Below are 26,644 nucleotides of genomic sequence, written 5' to 3'. Positions count from 1 at the left end.
GGCTAGATTTTGCTTCTATGAACTCCGCATCCCTCGCCAATAATGGCGAACCGATCGCACGACTTCAACAAACTCTTAAGGCCTCCGCATCCGTCTCGGGACGCGGCTACTGGAGCGGCAAGGAAGTGACTGTTCGCTTCGAGCCGGCCCCGGAAGACACCGGCGTTGTCTTCATTCGTGAAGACCTGGAAGGCTCGCCGCAAATTCCGGCCCTGGTTGATTACCGGGTGGAAGTTCCTCGCCGTACAAACCTGGTTTGCCAGGGAGCAACGGTTGAGATGGTTGAACATGTTTTGGCCTCGCTCGCCGGCCTGCAGGTCGACAATTGCTACGTTCATGTCACTTCGGCCGAGATGCCTGGCATGGATGGTTCTGCTAAAGACTACGTCGAGCAGATCCTGGCTGCCGGCATTGAAACACAGACCGCTCCGCGAGCCATTCTGACAATTTCGGAAGTGGTTCGCGTGGGTGATGACGAGTGCTGGGTTGAAGCCCGCCCGAATGGGTCGAAGCGGATGAAGTTTAAGTATCGCTTAGATTTCGGCAACGAAGGGCTTATCGGTCGCGAGACACTCGAAGGCAAAGTCAGCCCCGAATATTTCCAAAATGAACTAGCTCCGGCACGCACTTTTTTGCTACTTCAAGAGGCAGAATGGCTGCGTCAGCAAGGGCTGGGGACGCACGTCGATTTTAGTGAGTTGTTAGTTTTCGGTCCGGAAGGCCCGATCGACAACGAACTCCGCTTCGAGGACGAATGTGTACGACACAAAGTTCTTGACCTTGTCGGAGACATGGCCCTGGCCGGTTGTGATATCCAGGGAACGATCATCGCCAATCGTAGTGGCCATCGTTTCAACGCAGAGCTGGTCAAACAGCTGCTGAAGGAAAATCAGGTTGCCTATTTGTCGCGGCGGACCGCCTGATTTTCGCAAATGAACGCTTCGTAACGCCGTGCGACCTAAGCAGAGGAAGTTGGCAATGCGTCAGGTACGACTCGCGGTCATTGGGACCGGCCATCTGGGCAAAATCCACGCCAAGTTGGCGAAAGGGATCTCGGCATTCAAGCTGGTCGGCGTTGTCGATCCGGCCAAGGAAGCTCGAGATGCTTTCTGCAAAGAGCACAAGATCAAGGGCTATGACGACGTCAGCGAAATCGCATCCAAGATCGACGCCGCCGTCATCGCCACTCCGACGCTCTATCATAAAGATGTTGCCGTGCCGCTGCTCAACGCCGGCAAGCACGTTTTGATCGAGAAGCCGATCACGCTTACCACGGAAGACGCCGACGAGTTGATTGACTTGGCCGAGCATCACCGGAGTGTGCTGCAGGTTGGCCATGTCGAACGCTTCAATCCCGCGTTTCGCGAAGCTTCCAAGAAAGTGGAATCGCCTCGTTTTATTCGCGGTGAACGCACCAGCGGTTACACGTTCCGTTCGGTAGACGTCGGTGTAACGCTCGACTTGATGATTCACGACATCGACCTGGTGTTGTCTCTGGTCCGCAGCCCGGTGGTCGACGTTCAGGCAACCGGTCTGACCGTATTTGGCCCGCACGAAGACATCGTCGAAACGCGACTGACGTTTGCCAGCGGCTGTGTGGCGAACTTGACCGCATCGCGAGCGAGCTTCACCCCTTCGAGGAGCATGGAAGTCTTCAGCGATGCCGGCTTCGTGGGAGTCGACTTTACGACTCGCAAGGTGAAGTCGATTGTCGCCGATGAGATTGTCAAGCAAGGTGCCTCACAGGTCCATCGTCTTTCCGCAGAAGGTAAGAACTGGGTACGGGATAATCTGTTCTCGACCGTGCTGCCATGCCAAGAGATTGAAGTTGCACCCGGCAACGCGATCGAAGCGGAACTGCGAGAGTTCGCCGATTGCATTCAGCGTGGTTTGACGCCGACGGTTACTGGTCAGGCTGCCCGTGAAGCACTTTCGGTGGCCTTGAAGGTGAGCGACGCCGTGCAACAGCATCGCTGGGATGGCGGCAAGTTCAATCTGGTGGGGCCGACTATGCGTCCCGAGCCCAAGCGTGCCGTGGCCACGAAGAAGGCCGCATAGCGTTCGCTTTGCCGATTCAAAAGAAAAAGCCACCGCATAGTGCGGTGGCTTTTTTGTTATCTGCTGCGTGACTGGGCGTTATGCCAGGTCGCGATCTTCAAACAAGATCAGAGCCAAAAGCATCGTGAGTGCCCCGTACAAGATCGTGTACATGGCTGCCCCGGCAATGTACATCATGGGGATTTCGCGGCCGGCGGAGATGGCACCGTAAATCTCGAAGTTCTTGAGCACCGGTAATATGGTCGCGACGAAACTCGCCACGAACTGCACCGGTTCAAACCCTTCGACGGACGCCTCCATGATGGACGGTGTTAAGTGCCCTAGGGCCCAAATACCGAAGGTGAGCATGAAGTTGGCGACCATGGGAAGCCGCGTTGAAATAGCGACCGAGACGCCAGCGAGAACCAGGGTTTCCATGTAAACCAGCAGCACGCCAGGGGTAACCGACATGGCTTCGTGGTGAAGGAGCTGCCAGGTGACCCCCTTTTCCCCTTCGTACTCGATGACCGCTCCTTCGCGCTTGTCGAAGATCGGCTTTTGGGCCACCGCGACGACGAAGACAGAGCTGATCATGATGAACAGCACGCTTACCAGCCAGGCGATACCAGCGAACTTGCCAAGCACGAACTGCCGACGGCTAACCGGCTTGGAAAGCAGCGTGAGAGCGGTTCGCCCTTCGATTTCTTCCGAAACGCTACGGCTGGCTGCCCAAATCGCGACAATGATTCCCAGCACCATCATGGCCTGCAGGCAGGTATGCTTGAGGACCTTGATGTCTTCGCCGAAGGTCTGATAGGGAATGTAGATCGAAGCGACCATGAACAAGCAGCCCACGACCGCACAGATCAAAAACAGAAGCTGGTAGATTTCGCTACGGACGGTTGCCTCGGCAATGGCCGACATCTTGGGCAACGCACAGACCATCAGAAAGTAGCTGCCGTAAATCAGGAAGACGAGGGCTGCGATGAAGAAGATCGATTCGGCTTCGATGTGCTCTGGCTCGGTCACGATGGTGATATCCATCTGAATATCCGAGTTCGTGATGTTACGAGCGTAAAGGTCGATCGTTTCGCCGGCGGGGATTTTTCGTAACAGCGTACCACGGTCACCGCGACGCCATTCGAAGCGTTCACCACCACTGACGTCAAAAGCGACGACGTCTTCATCGGTCCCTTCCAAGCGGGCAACCAATTCGATCTTACCGGTGCTGTCGACGGTGATCTTACGAAGTTGATCGGTCAACACGGTGATTTTAAGTGACTCGGCCGGAACGTTACCGAACTGGTCGACTTCGCCGGAGGCCACCGGAACGACGATCTCGGTCGAGGATTCGCCGGTCGTCGGGATTTGTTTCAGAGAGTTGAGGATCTCCATCGAATTGGGCACCATCGGCAGCAGCGCGAAGGCCAGGAGGACCCATATGCCCATCACGACCGAAATCGGCATCAATACGGGACCTTGCAACGCTTGCGTGCAGCGGCCACCGAGTTTCGGCGAAACAGCCAGCAGCAAAGCCCACAGCAGGGCCACAGCCAACAGGCCGAGAACGACGCCAACGGCAAACAACCAGACGGCTGTAGCCAGGTGTTGGCGATTGAGTTCTGCGATGTAGAAGAAAAAGCCAAATACGGAAGAGTTAATCGGGATCATATCGGAATAGCAAAGTTGTCAGATACGAAGCAGACGAAAACGCTGTTTCGCGAGGGATGGATTAGTACTGGATCTCGAAAGTCTCAAATTCGTTGGTGGGTTCCGTCCACTGGCATTCCACATCGCTGATGTATTCAAACATGCGGTCGCGAATGGAGGCCAGGAAGTCACTGCACGCTGATTTGGTTCCCTCGGCAACGATCTCCACGTTTCCGCTGGGGAGATTTTTCACCCAGCCAGCCACAGGAAATGACTTTGCAATTTGAGTGGCGGATTGTCGGAATCCGACACCTTGCACTTGCCCGGAAATGACCACATGCATGCGGGTTGACTCGTCCGTCATGTCACCACCCTCTTAAGAACCGTGCGATAGCAATAGCAAGCCATCATCTTAGTTCACGCGAGGGAAAACAGCTAGGTGCTGAAACCCTATACGTGACAAGATGTTGGATGGATCGCGCTATTAAGTTTTCTTCATCGCTATTGTGCGGGATTCACCGAATAGTGGGGCCTGATTTCCCAGAAAACCAGTCATATTGGGTGGCGTGGGGCGGAATTCTGCGATTGACGCTGAAGCGGACTCCTTGGTAGCGTCTCGCCACTATGAAAAATACCATCCTAGCCATCGCCGTTGTTTTCTGCCTGGTGACCACCCTGTGGGGTCAGGCACCCATTACGGCACCCTACGAAGGGGTGCTTGTTCTGACCAATGGCAACGCCATGCGGGGGTGGATAACGAGGGAAGGGGAATTCTACTCGTTGGCGATCAACGAAGACTCGGTCATTCGGATGCCGGCCGAGCGGGTGGCGTTTGCCTGCCAATCGCTGGAAGAAGCCTATTTGCGACAAAAGGCCCGCGTTGGTACCACCACCCTGAACCACCATATCGAACTAGCCAATTGGTGCCTGGGACTACAACTGTGGGAAGAAGCCGCCTATCACCATGCGATCGCCATGCGTTCAGGCCCTGACCATCCTGATGTGATTCGCTTGGATCGTCTTTACCAGGTCAAGTTGAGCGAACGAAACAGCGGTGGCAAGGTCGAGACGGTTCAGTATTCGATGCCGGTGACCCGGCCTGAACCAGCTATGGAAGAGGTTGAAAGCGATCAGCCTGATCCGTCTCTGTCGCCTCAAGTGGTGCGGTATTACACTAGCACGGTTCAGCCGATCATGCTCAACAGCTGCGCCGCAAGCCGTTGTCACGCGGAAAACTCAGAGAATGCGTTCCGGCTGGTCGAGTTCGAGAATGTTCGCTCGATTCCTCAGCGTATGACGGTGCGGAACATGAACGCCGCCCTTAACTTTATCGATTACAGCCAACCGCATAAGAGTCAGTTGCTGGTGAAGGGTGCTACCCGTCATGGCGACGGTAATACTCCGAATCTCTCGCCTCAGCAGCTTCGAGCGATTCAGACCTGGGTTTTCGCTGCGTCCCAAGGCCCTAAGCCGGCGCGTGGGCAGTTCGATTCTGGAATCGTTCCGGCATCGTTTGATGCTCCGGCCAGCATCCCCAAGGCCCTCGCGGATCCTGGCCCAGTGATGACGCCACCCCAATCGGCGACTCCCCCGAACCCAATTTTCGGCGGCAATGCCAATGCATCGATGGGGGGCCGCGATCGTCCTTATCGTTCGATCCCACAGAAGGGCGTACCGTCGAAAGAGAAGCCTGAGGTTCGCGACGAATTCGATCCCGAGCTTTTCAATCGGAAATTTCATCCCAATCGGGAGGAACCGCTATTCCCGGAATAGCGAACGTTGACCGCCCCCAGGCCACCAAAAAGTCTCGATTGCTGGTAAGAAGATCGGGATGCCGCAAAAGGACCTGAGGAGCAAGCCAATGCGTTTCGGCGACTTCTGCCGTCTGAAGGGCAAACTGGGCGTTCTCTTCCACGTGCGCATGCCACCAAGCCACCGAGGTTCCCCAGGGGGTTACTGTTTCGTAAAGCCGCTGGCCAGCGGTTGCGGTGACACCTAGTTCTTCGCGGATTTCACGCACAAGGGCCTGTTGTTCGGACTCGCCATGCTCGATGCCGCCCCCAGGAAAACAGACTTTGCCCGGTGCGACTACTTGTTGGCTGCGACGAATCGTGAGAAACGTATTGTGGCGGAGAATGACCCCCACGACCGCGCGCTTACGAATGGGGATTTGGCTCTTTCGAGGCATGATAGTCGGGTGGCCCCTTTTTACTTAAGTTGTTTATTCGCAATAATTATTGACGGTTCATCCTAGGCCGGGCGATTATTCGACCCCGTCACGCCATGGGAACCTATTAACTGCTACAATGTAGCGGCGTATAAAACGTTAAAGAACCGTGAACTTGTCCGACTGCAAAGGATAATTGCATGGCGGAAAATCCGCGTAACGAAGATCAGTCGAATGAACGTCCCAACGGAGGAGGCGGCATGCGGCCTAATTTTACCGTCGTCGCACTGGGCATCCTGCTCGCTGCCGTCGTTCTGATGCTGATCTCGACCGCTGACTCTCCTTATACCACGCTGAAAACTTCCGAGTTCGAAGAGCAACTCAAAAAGGGGAACGTCGAAAAAGTCGTCCTGGGGGATATGGAAGCCCGCGGCGAACTGAAGGTCCCGTTGATTGCCAAGGAAACGAAGGACGGTAAGGAAGTCGACAAGGTCGATTCCGATGGCAATCCCGTGAAGCGGCCCAAAGCGTTCCGTACGCGAATCGCCGCCCAAGATTCGCCCGCCTTCCAGGCACTCACCACGTTGCTGGTCGAACAGAAGAAAGAACAGCCCGACCTCAGCTGGGACTACGATAACTCCTCGCGAGCCATGCAGTCGATCATCTGGATCGTCATCATGCTGCTGCCACTGGTATTTCTGTTCATCATCTGGAACAGCTTCCGCCGCAGCCGCGATCAAATCATGGGCGGGGGCTTCCTTTCCGGTTTCAGCAAGAGCCCTGCCAAACGCTACGAAGCAACCCGCAAGGCCGTGACGTTTAAAGACGTTGCCGGTCTGGAAGGGGTGAAGAGCGATCTGTTGGAGATCGTCGACTTCCTGCGCACGCCAGAGAAGTTTGAACGACTCGGCGGGCAGATCCCCAAGGGGGTGCTGCTGGTGGGCCCTCCAGGTACCGGTAAAACCCTGTTGGCCCGAGCGATTGCCGGCGAGGCAGGCGTGCCGTTCTATGCGATTAATGGTTCGGAATTCATTCAGATGTTTGTCGGCGTAGGTGCCAGCCGCGTTCGCGACCTGTTCAAGACCGCCAAGGACAACAGCCCTGCGATCATCTTCATCGACGAAATCGATGCGGTCGGTCGTCAACGTGGTGCAGGCTTGGGGGGTGGTCACGACGAACGTGAGCAGACCCTCAACCAGATCCTCAGCGAGATGGACGGCTTCGTGCAAGGCGAGACGGTCATCGTTATCGCCGCGACGAACCGCCCTGACGTTCTGGACCCGGCACTTCTTCGTCCCGGTCGTTTCGATCGCCATATCACCGTCGATCGCCCGACCTTTAAGGGACGTGTCGAGATTTTCAAAGTCCACGTGCGAGACGTACCGCTGGCTGAAGACGTGAACATCGATCGCCTGGCTGCTGGTGCTGTGGGGCTGACCGGTGCCGACATTCGCAACTTGATCAACGAAGCCGCGTTATGGGCAACGCGTCAGGACCGCGACGCGGTGACGATGGACGACTTCGAGTATGCCCGCGACAAGATCTTGATGGGTGCCCGGCGCGAAGAATCGCTGGTGGCCCGCGAAAAGGAAAAGACCGCCTATCACGAAGCAGGTCACGCGTTGCTCTCGTGGCTGCTGCCGGGGGTGGATCGCCTGCACAAGGTGACCGTGATCCCGCGTGGACGGGCACTGGGCGTGACGCAGACGCTGCCGGAAGAAGACCGGATGAACATCAGCGAAAGCGAACTGTACGATCAGTTAGCCTTCATCCTGGGTGGTCGGGCTGCCGAAAAGATTGCCTACAACGAGTTAAGTGCCGGGGCTGAAAACGACCTGGAACGTGCCACTAAGATGGCTCGCCGCATGGTGACCCAGTGGGGCATGAGCGAACGTCTGGGGCCGGTGAATTACAAAATTACTGACGAAGATCCGTTCCTGGGTCGCGAGATTCATGAGAATCGCCACTTCAGCGAACACACGATGCAGATCATCGACGACGAGGTCGCTCGTATCTTGCATGAAGCCCACGACAAGGCGATTGACGTTCTGACCACCAACAAAGACAAGCTGATCAAGCTCACCAACTCGCTGTGCGAACATGAAGAGCTTTCCGATCACGAAGTCGAACAGTTGATCGGTCCCTCGGTGCATCGCTCGAAAGCGAGCAAGCTGAATTCCGAAATGGAAATCGCATCGAACGGGCACGCTACACCTGCTACCGAGATCAACACGGACGACCTCAAGGCCGAAGAGTCCAACTAAGTTTCCTCTCACGCAAACCAAGAGAGAGGACAAGAGCTTTCATGGCGAAAAAGAGCAAGGGCCAGCAAAAACGCCGGGTGGAGTTCCGCAAGAACCGTACGCAAAAGGTACGGCAGGGGGATATCACCAAGCGTTTCAATCGAGACGAATTCGACGTCGATAAGTCGGTCCAACGCGAACGGATTTCCGGCAAAGGGGAACTGACTCGCAAGCGAACCATCGTCAGCCAGGAAGGCGAAGATGGTGAAACGGGCGATAATCTCTCGATCCATGTCGACAAAGAAACTTGCCTACCGGGTCGCGTCCTGCGCGTGCAAGGACTGATCAGCGAAGTCGAGTCCTCGGATAAGTCGGTCTACAAGTGCGCGACGCGTCGCCTATTGAAGACGATGGCCACCGACGTGCGGCACGTGGTTGCGGCTGGCGATCGCGTTTGGTTTCGCCCCAGTGGCGAGAGTGAAGGAATCATCGAGAGCGTCGAGCCTCGCTATGGGGTGCTCAGTCGAACGAGTCGTGGTCGACAGCATATAATTGTGGCCAATGTCGATCAGCTTATCATCGTAGGAAGCGCGGCCGAGCCTGGGCTGAAGCCCAACTTGATCGATCGCTATCTGATGACGGCCGAATACGCCGGTATTCGCCCGATCATCTGCATAAACAAGGTCGATCTTCTCGATCCGGCGCAGCTGCAAACGATTGTTGGCGTATACGGCAGCCTGGGCTACGAGGTCCACCTGGTTTCGGCCAAGGAAGAGATAGGCATCGAACGTCTGCGGCGGGCCCTGCATGGGAAGGACACAGTCTTGTCCGGGCAGAGCGGGGTAGGGAAGTCATCGCTGCTGAACGCCATCGAGCCGGGGCTCAATCTTCGCGTGAATGCGGTGAGCCGCGAAAATGAAAAGGGTAAGCACACCACCACCACGGCCACGCTGATTCCCATGGCAACCGCAGGGCACGTGATCGATACGCCTGGGATTCGCCAGTTCCAACTGTGGGACATCATTCCCGAAGAAGTGGCAGGGCTGTTTCGCGATATTCGACCATTTATCAACCATTGCCGGTTTCCCAACTGTACCCACACGCACGAGGCCGATTGTGCCGTGAAGGACGCAGTGGCCGATGGAATTCTCGATACCCGGCGTTACGAGAGTTACTGCCAGATATTCGCAGGCGATGCCGCCTAAGTGGTCACAGCAGGGTTTGCCGTGGCCAGGGGGTGGGTGACGTTAGGACGATTAGGCCGATATTTTGGTTCAAATCGCCATCGCCCCGGTATCGATTGGGCGATCTGGTAAACTTTTAATGGAGAGAATTCTCCGCTTGGATACAATAGTCAGAGGATGATGTACGGCTCCTTTTCACCCTGGCCGTGAGCGCTGATGTCCACTTTTCGCCGGCGCATTTAAGTTTTCAGGCAGCGAGATTGATGCCCAATTCCCCCAGAGATCCCGAAGATTCCCAAACTCGCGGCAGCGGTCCCTTCGCGCCGTCGACAGGGGATACTCCGGATCATCGCGGAAGCGATTCGGCTACGGCCGATCATCTGCCGGATGGGCGAAACTTTCTGGAAGAACCGCCGACCGTTATTTCCAATAAGAAGGGGCACGTTGGTGATTCGCCAGGGCGTAGCTATACGCTCGCGGAACTGACCCTGGGCAAAGAACTGGTCGGCCAGACGCTGGGGCACTTCCAGCTTGATGCATTCGTTGGTGCCGGCGGCATGGGGGCCGTCTTTCGCGGACACGATACCCAGCTCGATCGCCGCGTAGCGGTGAAAGTTCTTTCCGGCGAACACAACACCAAAGAAGACACCGTCCGCCGCTTCCGCAACGAAGCCCAGAGCGCTGCCCGTTTGGATCATCCGAATATCGCTCGGGTGTACTACGTGGGGGAAGACAAGGGCTGGAACTACATCGTCTTCGAGTTCATCGACGGCACGAACATCCGCGATGAAGTAGAGCGGAACGGACCACTCGAAATTGAGCTGGCCGTCAGTTACCTCGTGCAAGTTGCCGAGGCCCTCGATCACGCTTCGACGCGTGACGTGGTGCACCGCGACATTAAGCCATCGAACATTCTGGTCGATGCCCAGCACCGAGCCAAGCTGGTCGACATGGGGCTGGCACGTCTGCATCAGGTTAACTCGCAAGACAGCGACCTGACTGCTTCGGGTATGACGCTCGGTACGTTCGATTACATTTCGCCAGAGCAAGCCCGCGATCCTCGCAGCGCCGACGTGCGTAGCGACTTGTACTCGCTGGGGTGTACGTTTTTCTTTATGCTCACGGGGCGGCCCCCTTTCCCGGAAGGGACGGTACTTCAAAAACTGCTGAGCCATAGTGGCGAAGAGCCGCCAGATCCGCGCGAGTTCCGGGCAGACGTGCCGGACGAAGTCGTGCATATCTTAAGCCGCTTAATGGCAAAGAATCCGAACGATCGCTATCAGAAGCCAGGGGAGTTGATTGCCGCGGCCCTGGTGTTGATCGACGAGTTGAACCTGGCCGCACCGCATGTGACCTCGGCCGTTTACGTGCCGACCACCGAACAACGCAGCACCGTCATCGAGCGTCATCTTCCGTGGGTGATGCCGGCGATCATGTTACTGGTCGTGGTGTTCGTTCTGGAAGCGATTTGGTCGGCGCAAGACGATAGTTTCATTTCCGGTGTGGAGTTTGGTCCTACGAATGCTTCGGAAATGAAACCGATTGTGCCACCCGAGCAGGATGGCGTTTCTGAATCGGGAAGCAAGCCAGGCGTCGGCACAAGTTCCAACGCGGTAAAACCGATCGAAGACACTAAGCCAGTTCCTGTGGACTCGTCCAAGGTTGTTGGTGATCTGTCGGATTCCGGCAGTAAGTCGCTGGTAGTGGTGCCGGAGACGGTATCGAAAGAGCCAATGGGTACGACGGCTGAAGTTACGCCGGTTGCCGATATGAGTACGACGACACCATCGGTCGTGGCCAAGAATGTATTGACCGTGCCGACCGACGCCGCGACCCTGTACGAAGCGATTGCCAAGGCGCAGGCCGACCCCAGCCTGGATACGATCGAGCTGAGGTATTCCGGCGAAATGGGGGTCGAACGTCCGTTGATCTTGGATAACGCCAGTCTCACGATTCGCGCCGCGGCTGGCTATTCGCCGGAAATCGTTTTTCGTCCGCTCGAATTTGAACCTCTCGATCGGATGATTCTGGTTAGCTCGAATAAGCTCCTGCTTTCCCAAGTTCAAGTAAAAATCGTGTTGCCACCGGTTTCGATGCGAACCTGGTCCCTATTTCGGCTTGAGAATGCCGAGTTGGAATTGGACGGTTGCCAGGTAACGGTTCAACGCGACGACGAGATGATGATTCCGGAGACGCTTCGCAGGGCAACCGCCGTCGTATCGGCATTGCCGGCAGCGGCCGAGTCGACGAGTGCTTCCTCAATAAGCATGGCCCGTTACAGTATCGTCCGGGTGAAGAACTCGATGGTTCGCGGGGAAACGAGCCTGATCCGCACCAACGGTCAGCAGCCGCTACGGGTAAGCTGCGAGAATAGCGTGCTCGCGATGTCAGGCAATTTGCTGAGTTCGAATTCCACGGCCATGAAGAAGGAAGCCAGCGGCATCGTCCAGTTCAAGCTGGCCAATTGTACGATCGACACAGGCGGCAGCGTTTTTCAGCGTGAGGGGACATGGGCGATTCCTTTGAAAGTCCCGATGAACGACTGCATTGTGACATGGGGCAAGACGAAGCCCTTCCTTTCGCAGCGTAGTTCGACGCAGACGATTGAAGAACTGACCAAGTCACTCGATATCGAGTGTGAGGATAATGTCTACTTCATGGGGACGGCTGCCCGCGAGATGATGCTGCTTGAATCGACCGCTGGAACGAGCAGCAAGACGTCGGTCGACTACACACGCTGGAAAACAATGTGGGACGATCTTTTTTCGGAGCCAAGCGAATCGGTCTGGGCAACTCCCCTGCCGACGGCCACAACTTACTCGAAACGGCTGCCGATCGACTATCTACTATTGGACGATTTCAGCGAAAACCCGGCGGTTCGCCCCGATGAACGTAACGCCGGCGTCGATTTTGCGGAGCTGCCCATCGGCAAATCGCCCCTCGCCGGTGCGAGTGGAAGTGGGTCGGCGACCACAAATTGATCGTCCAACAAGGGCGCGTTCAGGTTGCCGTCAGGCACGCTCGAATTGTAGAATCGGGCTTTCTCACTCATCCGATGCCAACAACGTGAATGGCCGCATGGAATTTTCGAGAGCTTTTCAGTCTAGCTGTATTCTTTTCTGTTTTACTTTTTTGACGGCATGTGGCGGCGGTTCGCCGACGGTGTCCGATACGCTCATTTACGGGCGAGGGGGGGATGCGAATGCCCTCGACCCGATTCACACCGATATTGGTGAATCGGTCAAAGTCATCGTGAATATCTTCGAGCCGCTGGTCGCCTACGATGAAGAGACGCTCGACCTGGTTCCCGGCGTTGCCGAATCTTGGGAAACGAGCGAAGACGGGCGCGAGTGGACATTCAAGTTGCGGCCGAACGTCAAGTTCCACGATGAAACGCCGCTGAATGCCGAAGCGGTTGTCTTCACTTTCGAGCGGATCCTGGACCCCGATCACCCTCACGTTCACAACAACATCATTCCTTACTACTCGAGCTATACGCAGATCGAGAAGGTGGAAGCAGTCGATGACTTGACGGTGAAGTTCACGCTGAAACAGCCTCAGGCAACGTTCCTGGCCAATATTGCGATGTTTCCGTCGGGGATTGTCAGCCCCACGGCCGTGAAGAAGTACGGAGCCGACTTTACCCGTCACCCGGTTGGGACCGGCCCGTTTCAGTTTGTGCATTGGAAGCCGAAGCAGGAAATCGTGTTGTCTCGCTTCGATGACTATTGGGGAGAGCCGGCCGGTGTTAAGCAGGTTGTCTTTCTACCGAGTGAAGAAAGCTCGATCCGTGTGACACAGCTCAAACGTGGCGAGATTCACATTGCCGACAATCTTCCTCCATCGGAAGTCGATGGGTTAGAGAAAACGCCTGGGGTGGTCGTGCAGTCGACCCCAGGGATCAATATCGGTTACCTCACCATGCAAACGCGGAAGCCGCCGCTGGATAAGCCAGAGGTTCGCCAGGCTATTTGTTATGCGATCGACCGCGATCGTTTGATCGAAGTCGCCTACGCTGGACATGCCCAGAAGGCCAAGACCATGGTCCCGCCGACGCTGTGGGGACATAGCGATGACGTGCCAGGCAGAGAGTTCGATCTAGAAAAGGCCAAGCAGCTTTTAGAGGAAGCGTCGAAGAAGTATGGCTTCGCGTTGCCGCTGAAGCTGGAACTCTTCGTGATGGATCAGCCGCGTCCTTACATGCAGCAGCCCCGGCAGACGGCGATCTTTATCAAGGATGCGTTAGAGAAGGTTGGATTTCAGATTGACATCATCACCAACGATATCGGGCAACATTTTCAGCGGATGACACGGGGTGAGCATCAGTTGGGCCTCAGTGGTTGGAGTGCCGATATCGCCGATCCACATAACTTCCTGAGTACACTGCTGCATTCCGAGAACATCAACGAGATTGGCGGTAATAACCTGAGCCAGTACAAGAACGAAGAGGTCGACAAGCTGCTGGATGCGGCTCAGTTTGAGCTCGATCAGGAAAAACGGACGCAGCTTTACAAGCAGGCTCAGCGGCTGATTTACGAAGATGCTCCGGTGTTGCCGCTGGTTCACGTACCGGTGCGGATTGCCCAACGCGACTTTGTGAAAGGGTACAAGTTGCATCCTTCGTCGCAAGTTCGCTTAAAATCTGCTCGAATTGCGGAGCAGTAATTGTGTGGGCAATGCTTCTGCAGCGGTTGGCTCAGGCCGTCGTTACCATGCTGATTGCGGTTCTGGCCATATTCGTTGCCGTCCGCGTGCTTCCGGCCAATCCGGTCATCGCCCAGTTCGGCCAGCATGCCGTGCCGGAGAAGATCGAAAAGGAAATGGAAGAACGCGGCTGGAATAAGCCGTTGTGGCAGCAAGCGATCGCTTTTGCCGGACAGATTGCCCAAGGCAACTTGGGAGAATCGTTTGCTCGACCAGGCGAAAAAATTAGTACCCGCCTCAGCCAAGCTGTTCCGGCCACGCTAGAACTGACGTTCGCTGCCATGCTGATCGCGATTCCCCTTGGGGTTGTCGTGGGGACGATCGCCGCACTGTGGCGAAACTCCTGGCCAGACTGGATCTCGATGGCAGTTGCCCTGCTCGGTGTGAGTATCCCGGTCTTCTTTCTCGCAATTTGCTTGATCATGGCCTTTCCGATGATGCCCACTGGCTCTCGGCTACCGCCTGCGACGTTTCATGATTTGCACACCGAGTTTTACTTCTTCGAATCACTCCTGACGGGAAACTTTCAACTGGCGACCACCAGTGCTCGGCATTTGATGCTGCCAGCGATTGCGTTATCGACAATTCCCTTGGCGGTTGTTTCTCGCGTGACGCGTAACAGCATGCTGGAAGTGTTTGACGCGGACTACCTGAGAACGGCACGAGCCAAGGGGGCTGGTTTTTTGCGGGTGATTGCTCGGCACGCGTTTCCTAACGCGTCGCTCTCGGTGCTTAATATCGTCGGCTTTCAATTGGGTATGCTGCTTTCCGGGGCGATCCTGACAGAAACCGTATTCAATTGGCCGGGGCTGGGACGCTATGTCGTCGATGCGATTCGTGACTACGACTATTCGGTGGTGCAGGCATGTGCGTTGGTACTGGCGTGCATCTTCGTCACGTTGAACCTGACACTGGACGTGCTGTTTCTGCTCCTCGATCCTCGTCTGCGTGAAGGGAATCGAAGTTGAGTACTGCGACGTACGAACTAACCAATACCGCGCCGTCGATTCGCAAGCGGCTCTTTGAAGTGCCTGGGATGTGGATTGGGGGGGGCTTAATCTTTACGTTTGTGTTCTGTGCGATCTTCGCCGGAGTGATTGCTCCGTATGGCAGTGACGATCGAGACGGAAAGAATCAGCCTCCCAGTGCCGCGCATTGGCTTGGGACCGATACCAACGAGAAAGATGTTCTGACGCGGGTGATCTATGGTTCCCGGCTATCTCTCATCGCCAGTATCACGTCGATCAGCTGCGCGGTGGTAATGGGGGTAGGGCTGGGGTTGCTGGCCGGCTATCGAGGGGGACGCACCGACATGCTGGTCATGCGGCTGATCGATATCTGGCTTTCGTTTCCTAGTTTGCTGATCGCCTTCCTGGTGATCGCCGCGATGCGACCTGGCTGGACAGCCGTGATTCTGGCGGTGGCTTTGATCAATGTGCCCGTCTTTGCCAGGCAGATCCGCGCCGAGATGCTTTCGCTCAAACATGCAGCATACGTCGAAGCGGCCATCGCGGCAGGTGCATCGCCCCTTTACTTGATCGCCTTTGTTTTTCTTCCAGCGGTGAGCGGCACGATCTGGGTGCTGGCGACGCTGGGACTGGGGCATGCCATCCTGGAAGTGGCCGGGCTCTCGTTTCTAGGCATTGCAGGCGATCCGTCGAATGCCGAGTGGGGGTCGATGCTAGTCGAGGCGAAGGGGGAACTTCACGTTACCATCTGGCCGGCGATTGCTCCGGGCATTGCCATTTCGCTGACGATCTTGGGATTCAATCTATTCGGAGACGGTCTCAGAGAGCTGCTGAGTCGACGCTCGCGAAGCTTCTAAAGGGAGCTGCTGCTAGCAAGAAGTCTGGTTTTCTCGGAAAAAATCGAACGAATTACCAACTCTGGCCGTAAGTAACGGCGTGAATCTAAGAAGAATGCGACAAGAATAACTCAGATTAGTCCGGTTTCGCCTATTCATGTACTCGCTTGCTTGACACGTTAATGGCGGCGAGCTTAACTAGAAGGGTAGGTTGAGATCTACATAAACTACCATCTTCCCGCCGTCGAATAACCCACCTGCGACGGTACGAATTTCAACGGACTGGGCGGCGGGTGTACTTTGCTTGGAGAGACAATTGATGAAGAAGCTCGCGTTGTGTTTGGTGGCTGTTGTTGCTGCCTCCTCGTACTATGCCACTCCAGCTTATGCGGTTAAGGCTTTCGCTGACGCATTTGTTGAGAAGTACAATATCGAAAAGCCTACCACGGACGCCGAAAAAGAATTGGCTGCTGCCGTAAAGGAAGCCAAGTGCAACCTTTGCCACGGTGGTAAGAGCAAGAAGATCCGCAACGAATACGGTGTCGCTCTGGGCGAATTGCTGGACAAGGACGATTACGGTGCCAAGCGTCGTAAGGATGAACCAGAAAAAGTTCAGGAAGAGCTCTTAGCTGCTTTGGACAAGGTTGCCAAAGAGAAGTCCAAGTCGGGCGAAACCTACGGCGACAAGATTGCTGCCGGCAAGTTGCCAGCTGCTGAAGGCACCGACGTTGAAATTGAAGAATAAACTTCAGTTTGCGATCGCCTAAAACAAGAAGCCCCGCCAATCGTGCGGGGCTTTTTTTATGCGCTACTGCAAGACGAACTACTTCACGCGAATGCGAACGGTCGTCTCGAAAGTATCGCCGCCGGCCAGAACACGCAAGCCGCCGTTGTACCCTTGGCGTCGCAACTGGAACGCATCGGGAATGCACGTGTACGGTTCGATACAAAATGCTTCGCGATGGCCGGGATTGTAGAGCACGACCGATTCGAATTGATCGTCGAACTGCTGCTCGATCGTGCGCCCTGATTCGGGGTCGTGAATTGAAGTGGTGCAGATACCATCCTCGCATTCGAGTCCGCCGAAGCCGTTATCGAACTGGGTATCCTTAAACAGCAACGGAATAAATGGATCGGAGTCGCGATTGAATTGATTGCCGCTGGCCAGTTGATCTTTGAATTCCCATGTGAACGTGAAAGGAACGATGATCTCGCAAGCGTCCGCAGAGTTGCCGCCGATGGGAACGTGGAAGTAGGGGTGCGTTCCCAGTCCAAACGGCAGAGGTTTGGTGCCGGGGTTCTCTACTCGATAGGTGCCAGACAACGTCGAGCCAGAGACTTCGTAGGTGACTTGGATCTTGAAATCGGCCGGCCATTGTTCCAGAAGGGTGGCATCGTCCTGAGAAGCTTGAAACTCGGCGGTTACTTTCGACTCGGTTTGCTCGACTACGCGCCACGATCGATTCATGACAAAACCATGGATCGCATTGCCGCGTCCGTCCCCTTCCGGGATAGTGAATTCGCGATCTTCCCAGATAAGTTTGGTCCCTTTTAGGCGTCCCGGGAATGGGAAGAGAATGGGAATGCCACTGCTCGAAGGGCGGGCCGTTCCCTCGACGAAATCTTTGGCCGCCCAAAGTACGTCGACGTGCTGATCGTCGAGTTTGGCAACAAACTGGAAACAATTGAATCCAAAGCTCGGGGTAATCTTGGCAAACGATCCGGTGGCTGGGTCGCGAATTTCGAGGACTTCCAAACTCATGGAAATGACTTCTTCGTTAGGTGACTCAATTTTGGTTGAGAGGCGATCCTGACAGACAAGCGACGGCGGCTACATTTCCCCGCGGCTTAAGAGCATTGTCGCTGTCATCAAGACGATCGTTCCTCCGAGTGTCATCAGGGCCATGTTGGCCTTTCGCAGACTGCGATCAAAAAAGGCGAGTCCCGCCAGATGATGCATCAGCCAGAAAGCCAGTCCCACGCTCAGAGCGAACATGGCTGTACACAAGGTATCACCGCCCATCAAACGCGATTGCTGGGCGGAATTCAAGGTGGTTGTTAACACAAATCCAACAGGAATCTGAAGCAGCGTCGGGATAAGGGCAATCGTAAACGCAGTGCCGGCGGTTGATTCTCGCTGATCTTCAGACAGATTCTTCAGGCAAAGCATGCCAGCAATCAGACCGCTGACGGCGAAGGAAGCGAACCAGAAGTGGAGCGTAAACCAGATCACTTCACCATGGACCAATAGCGTTCGGAACTGGCTGGAATCGACTGGAGATTCAATTTCGACTTCTCCGCGAGCAATGAGCCCAAGAATCGTGAAGAGGGTCGGAAAGTGATACAGCAGGTTTGTTGCTGACAGGATGGCTAGAAAACGAGAGAGAAATCGCTGCCAGCGACTGGCACGTTTTCCGAACCCCCACCAAACCAAATATCCAATGGTACACACCAGGGAGAAAGCGATTTCCCAGAAGCCATAGAGGATCTTAGAGTCCCAGACGCTTTCCACGGCCTGGAAGTAGGCTTCGCCTCCTTGCGACCAAATCAGGATTCCCTGGATCAGACCGAGAACGACGCCGAGAACCAAGGCCGCCACCGACCACCACCCAATGGTACGGCCCAGCGATGCAATTTCTTCGCTCGATTGCCGAGTTGATTTCGCGTCGAGCCAAATCGACAGAATCGGACCAACCGAGGCGAGATTCATCAGAATGAGGTGGAGCGAAAGGGTAATTATCCGCAAGTAAATCAAGGAGGACTCCTGATTAGATCGGTCATTGCGAGCGACTGTTACCTGTTATAGTCGACTGGAAGGCGACGAGATGGGAGCAGGAAGTTGGTTGTAGGGAATGTTTTGCGGCACGGAAACAGCCAAAAGTCGGATTGTGCCCTTCGCTTGCTGCTGGAGAAGAGGGATTGGCCTGCATCATCGGTAGATTTTGTCGATTTAATCGACTAATCGCAACCTTGCCCACCATTCGGGTGTCATGTTGACGAAGTGAAAGTCCGATTGTTAAATTGTGCGATCTCAGGGCGATTAGCTCAGTTGGCTAGAGCGCTTGCCTTACAAGCAAGATGTCGGGGGTTCGAGTCCCTCATCGCCCACTTTTTGCACCCGTAACTCGGTTTTGAGTTATGGGTCTTTCTATGCGCTGTGTGTGTGAATAAGGACATTCGGACATGGACGAACGCGAAGAATTGTTGGCAGCCGCTTGTGAAGAAAACTCCATCTCCATGGAGGATCTGGCTGAGCAATATGGTCCCGAAAGCTTTGGAAATCACGAAGCGGTCGATCGAATCTACGTGACCGAAGCTACCTGGAGCGAGCATATCGCCAGCCACCCGGCCATTCTGCTGGACGCCGAGGCCTATGAAATGGCTGTCAAAGTGAGTGAATTGATGGCCGAGCTTTACAATCGCATGTCGGCCAAAGACTAAGCCGCTTGCTCGCATGGGGAAAGCCACAGCACCAATTCGATGCGTGCTGTGGCTAATCTTCTTCATCCCCGGTGTCGTACTGATGCCGGGTTTGAGGAACATCTTTACCAGCGTGCAGTTGAGCGAGTACGTGCTGTAGCATCGCTGGCAAGTCGGACGATAACAGGTCGTCTGTGGAGAAGATCTGGGCAGTACAATTGGGAAGATTTTCCTGGTCTCCCCCAAATTCGTCCGCATCGATCAGCAGCAATACGCCTGTTTTCCGACGTACGAGCATCTCTTCCATGTATTCCATGGGGGTTATTTCGGCCAGCATCGCTTCGAGCTTATTTTTGGCCGCTTTGATACGTTGGGCCCTGTTTTTCTTTTCCCATTCGATCAATTCCGATAGCTCTCGCGCGGAAATCCCTTCTTTAAACTTGATGCCGAGTTTTCTTGCCTCTCGTTTCTGTGCTTCCGAGGCGGTTGGCGAATTCCGCAGGATTACGGTCGAGTCATTTCGATCTTTCTTGCTCGACCTTTCCGAATTCTTTTTCTTACTGGAATCGGAAGTCGTGTCGCCACCAGGCACGCGTATGGATTGCCGACAGCCGGGGCACGAAATCTTCGTACCAGCGTATTTAGGCTTGGCTTTGATGGTGTTTTTGCAGTGTTTGCACTTAAATCGGATCAGGTCGTCCGGCATCGTTGGCCCCCGGCACTCCTGGTTGAAGTCACACGTTCCCTGGGAAACCCATCCGTTCTGCCACCTCCTGGCAGTAATTTAGTTTAGATGGAACCATTAGCCGAACGCATCCTATTGCGTTTATGTTCGCCTGAAAGCAGCGAATTTGGCGAAGGATTACCGTTTCTTCACACTTGCTTCGATTTCCGCTGGGGGCGTTGCCCCTCCTGCATGTCTAAGGCTTCGCCTGTTATGTTAATTTTGTGGCGTTTTGCCCCCGGCAAGCGACCTCCTTCAACTAGAGGGAAGGCTCCGCTTCGAAGCGACATCGGCAGGAAAACGATAGGTTGTGAAGATGGCGATGACCCCAATGATGCAGCAGTACCACGAAGCAAAGAATGCTTGTGGGGACGCGATCTTGCTGTTCCGCATGGGTGACTTCTACGAATTGTTTAACGACGACGCAGTCACCGCCTCGAAAGTCCTGGGGATGACCCTTACCAGTCGGGACAAAGGGGAAAACGCTACCCCCATGGCTGGCTTCCCGCATCATCAGCTCGACTCGTACCTCGCTAAATTGATCCAGCAAGGGTACCGCGTCGGTATCTGCGATCAGGTCGAAGACCCTAAACAGGCCAAGGGGATCGTCAAACGCGAGATTACCCGCATTCTTTCCCCAGGCACGCTGACAGACGACTCGCTGCTGAGCCCCAAGGAAAGTAACTTCCTGGCTGCCGTCTTATGCGAAGGGGAAAACGCCGGCATCAGTTGGATCGAACTTTCGACGGGGCGATTTCTCGCTGGCGTCTTTTCGGCAGCGCGACTTGCTGACGAACTGGCCCGGATTGCGCCATCCGAGTGCCTTCTTTCCGAAGGGACCGACGCGTTGCCGAAGCATATGAATGGGCAGTTCCTGCAGACGCAGCGCCCTGCATGGGCGTTTGGCGGCAAGGCAGCCGATGAGAAGCTGTCGAAGCACTTCGAGGTCAAGAGCCTGGATGGGTTTGGCTTCGACGACGGAGATCGCCTGGCGATTCGAGCTGCCGGGGCGATTCTTGACTATTTGCAAGAGACACAGCGTGGTTCGCTGGAACATGTGCAGACGCTGATTCCATACCGGCAGACCAACTGCGTCGAGATTGACGAAGCGACCAGGCGTTCGCTGGAGCTTACGCGAACCATTCGCGACCAACGCCGGGATGGGACTTTGATTTCAGTCCTGGACCGTTGCCGCACGCCGATGGGAAGCCGCTTGATGGCCGACTGGCTGGGCAGCCCCTTGGCTTCAGTACAGCCCATCTGCGATCGTCACGACGCCGTCGAGGAATTGAAGAACGACCTTTCCCTCTCAGAATCGCTGGGCGATGCGTTGGCAGGCGTGTACGACCTGCAGAGGCTTTTGACCCGCGTGACTACCGGTCGGGCAAGTCCCCGCGACCTGAGCTTTGTCGGCCGCACACTGGCAAAGCTGCCACGAATCAAAGCGAAGGTGACCTCTCGGAAATGCAAGCTTTTAGGAGAGATTGAAAGCCAGATTGATCTGTGCCCTGAAGTGCACGACAAGTTAGCCGCGGCGCTAATCGAGGATTGCCCACTGACGACTGCCGACGGTGGCTTTATTCAAGATGGCTACAATGCCAGGCTCGACGAGTTGCGTGGCCTGGCTGCCGGCGGCAAGCAATGGATTGCCAACTACCAGGCTGAAGAAAGCAAGAAGTCTGGCATCCCGAACATGAAGGTGGGGTTCAATAAGGTCTTCGGATATTACATCGAGATCACGAACACCCATCGTGAAAAAGTTCCCACGTATTTTCATCGTAAACAGACGCTCAAGAATGCCGAGCGGTATATCACGCCGGAACTGAAAGAGTACGAAGATAAAGTTCTGTCGGCTGACGAGAAAGCGAAAACGCTGGAGTACGAGTTGTTCGCTGAACTTCGCGATCTCGTGCAATCGGCCGCCGATCGGCTTCGCAGCACGGCCACGGCTCTGGCCAACCTGGATGCATTGGTATCGCTGGGCAACCTGGCACGCGATCGCAATTACTGTCGACCGAGAATCGATGACGGCAAGGAACTGGCCATTGTCGATGGTCGCCATCCGGTGCTGGACGTGACTGAGGAAGCTGGTACGTTCATCCCCAACGATACGATGCTCGGCGGCGAAGATGTGGACGACATCGCTATCATCACCGGTCCGAACATGGCTGGTAAAAGTACCTACATTCGCCAGGTCGGACTGATTTCGATCATGGCTCAAATGGGAAGTTTTGTCCCGGCCAAGGAAGCCCGGGTTGGCATCGTCGATCGTGTGTTTGCCCGCGTGGGGGCAAGCGACGAACTTTCACGCGGCCAGAGTACGTTCATGGTTGAAATGACCGAGACGGCCCGAATTCTCAATACAGCGACCGAACGAAGCCTCGTCATTCTGGATGAGATTGGCCGTGGGACCAGTACCTACGATGGCGTTTCGCTGGCGTGGTCGATTGTCGAATACATCCACGATCGGATCGGTTGTCGCACGCTGTTTGCCACGCACTATCACGAATTGGCCGATCTGTCCCAGTCGCTGGCTCGTGTGACGAACCTGAATGTGGCGGTGAAGGAGTGGGACGATAAGATCATCTTCCTGCATAAGATCGTTGCGGGGGCGGCCGATAAGAGCTACGGGATTTACGTGGCTCGACTGGCAGGGATTCCCAACGATGTCAACGAACGCGCCAAGCAGATTCTGACGCAACTCGAGCAGGAACATCTCGACTTGGATGGGCAATCGAAGATTCGTCCCAAGCGAGATCGTCACCCGAAGACCGATCTTCAGCTGACGTTGTTCGGCCCGAGCGAACACCCGGTGGTCGAAGAGATTCGGCAGACGGATCTGAGCGGTCTGACGCCACTGGATGCATTCCAAAAGCTGATCCAGTGGCAGAGTGAACTCAAGAAGCCAACAAACTAGGCGTCCTTGCGATGCGTGGGCATCTTGGCTCCAGTCTCGTTACGCCACGCTTTGAGTTTGGCATGTAGCTTTTCGACGAGGTCCGGCTTCTTGGCGGCCAGATCGTGTTGCTCGCTGATGTCTTCAGCCACGTTATACAACTCCAGGTGGCCGTCTTCGTAGAACTCGATCAGCTTCCAGTCTCCTTCGCGAATCGCCGAAGTGGGGGAGCCTCCTTGGTTGCCGTAGTGAGGATAGTGCCAGTAGATCGCACCACGGTCGAGTTCTTGGCCTTCTAAGATTGGGGCGAAGCTCATGCCGTCAATCGTCAAATTCTTGGGAACTTCGATGCCTGCGATTTGCAGCATCGTGGGGAAGAAGTCAACACTGCTGACATACTGCGAAGTTTCGGTTCCGGCCTTGGTGTTGCCTGGCCAACGGACGATCATCGGTTCGCGAATTCCCCCTTCGTAGATCCATCCTTTGCCGGCACGAAGTGGCAGGTTGCTGGTTGGATGTCCTTCAGAAGTCGACAGGCCGCCGTTGTCGGACATGAAGATCACCACCGTGTTTTTCGTCAGCCCCAACTCATCGATTCCGTTGAGCACCTTGCCGACGGCCTGGTCCATGGCCTCGACCATGCCGGCGTAAACGGCGTGCTCTTGAATGAGACGTACTTTGCGTTCTCCTTCCTGTCCCCAAATCTCGCCGGGTTTCAGCGTTTCCTTCTTCTGCTGGTACTTCTGTTTGAGGTCTTCGCGAGACATCAGCGGCGTGTGTACCGAATAGAAAGACAGGTACGCCAAAAACGGCTCATCCTTGTGCTCGGTCATGAACTTGACCGTTTCGGTTGCCAGGCGATCAGGCAGATGTTCGCCGTCGGGGCCATCTTTCAGGCGAGGGTTGGCGTAGGGTGAGAAATACTTCTTGCCACCGTAAGGGCCCCCGCGATCGATGCCCCCTTTGTTGACGTCGAAGCCTTGATGCTCGGGCCAGTACTGTTCGCCTCCGAGGTGCCATTTGCCGGCGAAGAAGGTCGCGTACCCGTTGGCTTTCAACAATTCCGCGATCGTCGTTTCGTCGTGAGCAAGTTGCACTTCGTACGGAGCCGGCAGCATCTTGGTCTTGCGATTCCAACCCTCAGGCTGGGCCGCGCCAATATAATCGGTAATGCCGGTCCGAGTGGGGTATCGACCGGTGAGAATGCTTGCGCGCGTGGGTGAGCATACCTGGCAGGCCGCGTAGGCATTGGTGAACTTCAGGCCGCTGGAAGCCAGTTTGTCGACGTTTGGCGTTTCGTAGAACGAGCTTCCATAGCAACTTAGATCGGTCCATCCCAGGTCATCGACCAGGAAGAAAACGAAGTTCGGTTTCTGCTCGGCACCCAAGGCTAATTGAGGGGCCAGCAGTATTGCCAGGGCCGAGAGTATGATCGCAAGCGTTCGCATGGAAAGGGTCTCGATTCGCGGAAGGAAACAGGATAAGGAGTGAGGCAAAGCGGCAAGTTTATTGTGCTTTAGGTTTTCGGACGCGTCAAACTACCGCAGCCGGTACGGGGCTGGGTCGATATGGGGAGTCAAGCCGTCGAGAAGTTGCCACGCCAGCTTACCGGTACCTGTACTCATCGAAAGTCCCAGCATGCTATGTCCCGCGGTGATCAGCACGTTATTGAACCGGGGCGCAAAGTCGATGTACGGCAGATCGTCTGGTGTCATGGGCCGCCAGCCGTACCACTCTTCGTAGGTCTCGTCGGTGAATGGTTCTTTCAGGTAATGCGAAGCACCCTTCTTCAGGAGTGCCAGTCGCTTGGTGTTGATGCTGGGGTCGTATCCGCCGAACTCCATGGTTGAGCCAAGTCGATACCCATCGTCGAAAGGTGTCACGCCGACGCGGCTTTCTTCGAGCAGCATCGGGATCTGCGGGCAGATCGATGGCCGTGCCATGGTGATGGAGTATCCCTTACCAGGCTGAATTCGCAGCGTACAGCCCAACTGGCGATTGAAGAAAGGGCTCCAAGCCCCGGTGGCAACCACAAAGCGGTCAGCGGCCAGTTCTTCGGTTCCACAGCGAACCGCTTTCAGCTTGCCTCCTTCGCCGAGGAATTCAGTGACCTTGTGCTGTTCGAGAATCTTCACGCCGTGCTTTTCGAGGATCGTCTTCCAGGAGCTAAGCAGTCGATCGGGACGCAGGTGGGCATCGTTGGGGTAATGCCAGGCACCGGCGATTTCGTCTTTAAGTGCAGGCTCAAGCTTCTGTAGTTCTCCCTGGGCGTAGGGAGATGACGTCACGCCGAATTCTTCAGAGACCCAGTCGCTGATCTCTCTGAACTGTTCGAAGTGGTGCTGATCTTTAAAGACAAACAGCAGTCCTTTTTTCTCCCAATTGCAGTCCAGGCCTTCTCCTTCGATCAACTCTTGATAGAGCTGACGCGAAGAGTCGAGCAGGGCATGCTTCCCTCGAGCGGCCTTCTTCATTTGCTTCTCGCTGCAATTCCACCAAAACCGCAGGAGAAAGCTCCAGAGCGAAGGAGAAAGCCGAGGCCGTATATAGAACGGCGACTCGCTGCTAAGCATCGACAGCATCGTCGGACCGATCAGGCCTGGCTGTGGAATGGGAGGTACGTGACTCGGAGAAACGTAGCCGCAGTTCGCATGCGAACAGGCACCTCCGTGGCGGCCTTGATCCACGATGGTGACATCATGGCCAGCCTTGGCTAAATAGTAGGCGGCCGCCGTACCGACGACGCCTCCACCAATCACAATGGTCGAGCTACTCAAGGTGGGATGCTTTCAGAGTTTCAGTGGGATTGCTTTTGACTAAAGCCGAAGGTGAGTGTATCGGTGGGATCAATAATGACTTTCGTCTCCGCTGTAACGAAGGCCTCGCCCATGATACGTGGGATTACCTTGTCACCCTGCCAGACAAAGGAACCTTCAAACAGGCTGCCGGTAACCGATTCCTGACCCCAGGTCTGGCCAGGCTCTAGTTTTCCAGCCGCAGCCAGGCAGGCGATCTTGGCGCTCGTTCCGGTACCGCAGGGGGAGCGATCGTACTCGCCGCCAGGACAGTCGACGTAGTTCTTCGCGTTCGCGTCGTCTCGGCTCGGTGGGCCAATCAATTCGACGTGATCGATGATGCCACCGTTTTCGCCACCGATACCCTCGGTATCCAACGTGTGGCGGATTTCACGACAACACCTGTCGAGTTCAGCGAGATTACTTAGCGAAACCTCTAAACCGTGATCGGCGCACAAATAAAACCAGTTTCCTGCATAGGCGATGTCTCCGCTTAGTGTTCCGAAGTTTTTGGTCGCAACCGGAACATTTGTCCGATAGCGATAGCTGGGGACATTCACAAACGAGACTCGGTTATCTTCGTGCAGCGTGAAGACCACGTCGCCGGCAATCGTTTCCAGCAGGTGTTCGCCAGGCGAGATATTACCCAGATAGGAAAGGGTCGCGGCGACTCCAATCGTGCCGTGGCCGCACATCCCGAGATAGCCAACATTATTGAAATAGACAACACGGGCAACGGCTTCTGGGTTTTGCGGTTGTAGCAGCAGCGCTCCGACCATCGCCTCGTAGCCACGAGGCTCATGAGTTAAAGCCGTCCGCATCCAGTCGTGTTCTTGCTTCAGTTCCTGAATCTGGTCGGCAATGTTTGTTGTGGAAAGCTCTGGCGATCCTCCGATAATGGTTCTAGTGGGTTCCCCCCCGGTATGGGAGTCGATGACGTTCAGTTCAACGCGGTCTGTCGGCAAAGCCATGTTGCATGGTTTCCAATAGGCGATAATCAAAGGGATCGGGGATGAATCC

General features: G+C 55.5%; 21 protein-coding genes and 1 tRNA gene. 13 read left to right on the top strand and 9 right to left on the bottom strand.

Annotation, left to right across the window (positions count from 1 at the left end; genetic code table 11):
* Nucleotides 1–17: 17 nt before the first annotated feature.
* On the top strand, nucleotides 18–923 hold the full coding sequence (lpxC, locus tag C5Y96_RS18055; RefSeq protein WP_105356190.1) for a UDP-3-O-acyl-N-acetylglucosamine deacetylase: 906 nt from the start codon (nucleotides 18–20) through the stop codon (nucleotides 921–923).
* A 55-nt stretch (nucleotides 924–978) separates the two neighbouring features.
* Entirely contained in the window at nucleotides 979–2,058 is a 1,080-nt protein-coding gene (locus C5Y96_RS18050) for a Gfo/Idh/MocA family oxidoreductase (RefSeq protein WP_105356187.1), read from the top strand.
* A gap of 78 nt (nucleotides 2,059–2,136) precedes the next feature.
* Here the strand turns inward: C5Y96_RS18050 and C5Y96_RS18045 are convergent, their stop codons facing one another.
* On the bottom strand, nucleotides 2,137–3,708 hold the full coding sequence (locus tag C5Y96_RS18045) for an ABC transporter permease (protein WP_105356185.1): 1,572 nt from the start codon (nucleotides 3,706–3,708) through the stop codon (nucleotides 2,137–2,139).
* Between the two features lie 61 nt (nucleotides 3,709–3,769).
* Complete coding sequence (locus C5Y96_RS18040; protein ID WP_199188732.1) at nucleotides 3,770–4,051, bottom strand: acylphosphatase; 282 nt, start codon at nucleotides 4,049–4,051, stop codon at nucleotides 3,770–3,772.
* Nucleotides 4,052–4,311: 260 nt separating this feature from the next.
* Between C5Y96_RS18040 and C5Y96_RS18035 the strand changes: the two genes are divergently transcribed.
* Complete coding sequence (locus tag C5Y96_RS18035; protein WP_105356183.1) at nucleotides 4,312–5,460, top strand: hypothetical protein; 1,149 nt, start codon at nucleotides 4,312–4,314, stop codon at nucleotides 5,458–5,460.
* Here C5Y96_RS18035 and C5Y96_RS18030 read toward each other — a convergent pair.
* Nucleotides 5,411–5,875: an NUDIX hydrolase gene (locus C5Y96_RS18030; RefSeq protein ID WP_105356181.1), complete on the bottom strand. Its 465-nt coding sequence runs from the start codon at nucleotides 5,873–5,875 to the stop codon at nucleotides 5,411–5,413. The two genes, C5Y96_RS18035 and C5Y96_RS18030, sit on opposite strands and share 50 nt — an antisense overlap.
* Nucleotides 5,876–6,054: 179 nt before the next feature.
* Between C5Y96_RS18030 and ftsH the strand changes: the two genes are divergently transcribed.
* The 7 genes from ftsH to C5Y96_RS17995 all read left to right on the top strand — a co-directional run bounded on the left by ftsH (nucleotide 6,055) and on the right by C5Y96_RS17995 (nucleotide 16,534).
* Nucleotides 6,055–8,118, top strand: coding sequence for an ATP-dependent zinc metalloprotease FtsH (gene ftsH, locus C5Y96_RS18025; protein WP_105356179.1), 2,064 nt, complete (start codon nucleotides 6,055–6,057; stop codon nucleotides 8,116–8,118).
* Between the two features lie 41 nt (nucleotides 8,119–8,159).
* Nucleotides 8,160–9,302, top strand: coding sequence for a ribosome small subunit-dependent GTPase A (gene rsgA, locus C5Y96_RS18020; protein WP_105356176.1), 1,143 nt, complete (start codon nucleotides 8,160–8,162; stop codon nucleotides 9,300–9,302).
* Nucleotides 9,303–9,544: 242 nt separating this feature from the next.
* A complete protein-coding gene (locus tag C5Y96_RS18015) occupies nucleotides 9,545–12,262 on the top strand; it encodes a serine/threonine-protein kinase (protein ID WP_105356172.1) in 2,718 nt (905 codons plus the stop codon).
* A gap of 97 nt (nucleotides 12,263–12,359) precedes the next feature.
* A complete protein-coding gene (locus tag C5Y96_RS18010) occupies nucleotides 12,360–13,946 on the top strand; it encodes an ABC transporter substrate-binding protein (RefSeq protein ID WP_105356170.1) in 1,587 nt (528 codons plus the stop codon).
* An 11-nt stretch (nucleotides 13,947–13,957) separates the two neighbouring features.
* Nucleotides 13,958–14,953, top strand: coding sequence for an ABC transporter permease (locus C5Y96_RS18005; protein ID WP_233199020.1), 996 nt, complete (start codon nucleotides 13,958–13,960; stop codon nucleotides 14,951–14,953).
* A complete protein-coding gene (locus C5Y96_RS18000; protein WP_105356169.1) occupies nucleotides 14,950–15,810 on the top strand; it encodes an ABC transporter permease in 861 nt (286 codons plus the stop codon). Before C5Y96_RS18005 ends, C5Y96_RS18000 begins: the two co-directional genes overlap by 4 nt.
* A gap of 298 nt (nucleotides 15,811–16,108) precedes the next feature.
* Nucleotides 16,109–16,534, top strand: a complete 426-nt coding sequence (locus tag C5Y96_RS17995; protein ID WP_105356167.1) for a hypothetical protein — start codon at nucleotides 16,109–16,111, stop codon at nucleotides 16,532–16,534.
* 78 nt (nucleotides 16,535–16,612) lie between these two features.
* Here the strand turns inward: C5Y96_RS17995 and C5Y96_RS17990 are convergent, their stop codons facing one another.
* Together C5Y96_RS17990 and C5Y96_RS17985 are read right to left on the bottom strand one after the other, a co-directional pair.
* Nucleotides 16,613–17,551 carry an aldose 1-epimerase gene (locus C5Y96_RS17990; protein ID WP_105356165.1) on the bottom strand — a complete coding sequence of 313 codons (939 nt, stop codon included), beginning with the start codon at nucleotides 17,549–17,551 and terminating at the stop codon, nucleotides 16,613–16,615.
* Between the two features lie 69 nt (nucleotides 17,552–17,620).
* On the bottom strand, nucleotides 17,621–18,544 hold the full coding sequence (locus C5Y96_RS17985; protein WP_146115714.1) for a hypothetical protein: 924 nt from the start codon (nucleotides 18,542–18,544) through the stop codon (nucleotides 17,621–17,623).
* Nucleotides 18,545–18,823: 279 nt separating this feature from the next.
* On the opposite strand from C5Y96_RS17985, the gene C5Y96_RS17980 reads away from it, so the two are divergent.
* Nucleotides 18,824–18,897: transfer RNA gene (locus C5Y96_RS17980), tRNA-Val, on the top strand.
* A gap of 75 nt (nucleotides 18,898–18,972) precedes the next feature.
* Nucleotides 18,973–19,230, top strand: a complete 258-nt coding sequence (locus C5Y96_RS17975; protein WP_105356161.1) for a hypothetical protein — start codon at nucleotides 18,973–18,975, stop codon at nucleotides 19,228–19,230.
* Between the two features lie 52 nt (nucleotides 19,231–19,282).
* Here the strand turns inward: C5Y96_RS17975 and C5Y96_RS17970 are convergent, their stop codons facing one another.
* On the bottom strand, nucleotides 19,283–19,915 hold the full coding sequence (locus C5Y96_RS17970) for a hypothetical protein (RefSeq protein ID WP_105356159.1): 633 nt from the start codon (nucleotides 19,913–19,915) through the stop codon (nucleotides 19,283–19,285).
* A gap of 340 nt (nucleotides 19,916–20,255) precedes the next feature.
* On the opposite strand from C5Y96_RS17970, the gene mutS reads away from it, so the two are divergent.
* A complete protein-coding gene (mutS, locus tag C5Y96_RS17965; protein WP_105356685.1) occupies nucleotides 20,256–22,850 on the top strand; it encodes a DNA mismatch repair protein MutS in 2,595 nt (864 codons plus the stop codon).
* On the opposite strand, the gene C5Y96_RS17960 is transcribed toward mutS, so the two are convergent.
* From C5Y96_RS17960 to C5Y96_RS17950, 3 genes are all read right to left on the bottom strand, one after another.
* Nucleotides 22,847–24,277, bottom strand: a complete 1,431-nt coding sequence (locus C5Y96_RS17960; protein WP_105356157.1) for a sulfatase — start codon at nucleotides 24,275–24,277, stop codon at nucleotides 22,847–22,849. The two genes, mutS and C5Y96_RS17960, sit on opposite strands and share 4 nt — an antisense overlap.
* 90 nt (nucleotides 24,278–24,367) lie before the next feature.
* On the bottom strand, nucleotides 24,368–25,606 hold the full coding sequence (locus C5Y96_RS17955) for an NAD(P)/FAD-dependent oxidoreductase (protein ID WP_105356155.1): 1,239 nt from the start codon (nucleotides 25,604–25,606) through the stop codon (nucleotides 24,368–24,370).
* 20 nt (nucleotides 25,607–25,626) lie between these two features.
* Nucleotides 25,627–26,595 carry a proline racemase family protein gene (locus tag C5Y96_RS17950; RefSeq protein WP_105356153.1) on the bottom strand — a complete coding sequence of 323 codons (969 nt, stop codon included), beginning with the start codon at nucleotides 26,593–26,595 and terminating at the stop codon, nucleotides 25,627–25,629.
* Nucleotides 26,596–26,644: the final 49 nt, after the last annotated feature.

Source organism: Blastopirellula marina, assembly GCF_002967715.1.
Classification (GTDB): domain Bacteria; phylum Planctomycetota; class Planctomycetia; order Pirellulales; family Pirellulaceae; genus Bremerella; species Bremerella marina_B.
The sequence above is the reverse complement of the archived record's forward strand: the minus strand, read 5'-3'. Positions and strand labels throughout refer to the sequence as shown.